The organism is Thermus aquaticus (assembly GCF_001280255.1).
In the GTDB taxonomy this organism is placed as follows: domain Bacteria; phylum Deinococcota; class Deinococci; order Deinococcales; family Thermaceae; genus Thermus; species Thermus aquaticus.
Genome location: NZ_LHCI01000102.1, coordinates 1 through 300 on the forward strand (window position 1 = coordinate 1; position 300 = coordinate 300).

2 protein-coding genes are annotated in these 300 nt (G+C 67.3%); both read left to right on the plus strand.

Translation table 11 applies throughout. The features are described from left to right. Window positions 1–216, plus strand: a 216-nt coding sequence (locus tag BVI061214_RS13125; RefSeq protein ID WP_428843218.1) for a hypothetical protein, incomplete at its 5' end; no start/stop codon positions are given. A 1-nt stretch (window position 217) separates the two neighbouring features. After that, window positions 218–300: SHOCT-like domain-containing protein (locus BVI061214_RS14140; protein WP_428843219.1), on the plus strand; the 83-nt coding region annotated here is incomplete at its 3' end.

Sequence of the window (300 nt, forward strand, 5' to 3'; positions counted from 1 at the left end):
CTCAAGGAAGGGCGCCACGGGCTGGACCTCAAGGCGGCCAACGCCGAGCTCCGCTTCCTCCCCGGCTCGGACCTCCTTTTGGAGGTAGAGGCCCGGCTTTCCTCGCTGGAGGTAGAGGGCGCCTGGACCCGGGCGCCGGGCGGGTACCGGCTTGGGGAAGGGCGGGCGGTCCTTAGGGTGAGGGCTTTCGCCAGCAACCTGGAAGTGGAGGCCTAGCATGGAAGAGAAAAGGCGCGTGCTGGAGATGTTGCAGGCGGGAAGCATCGGGGTAGAGGAGGCCATGGACCTCCTTTCGGCCCT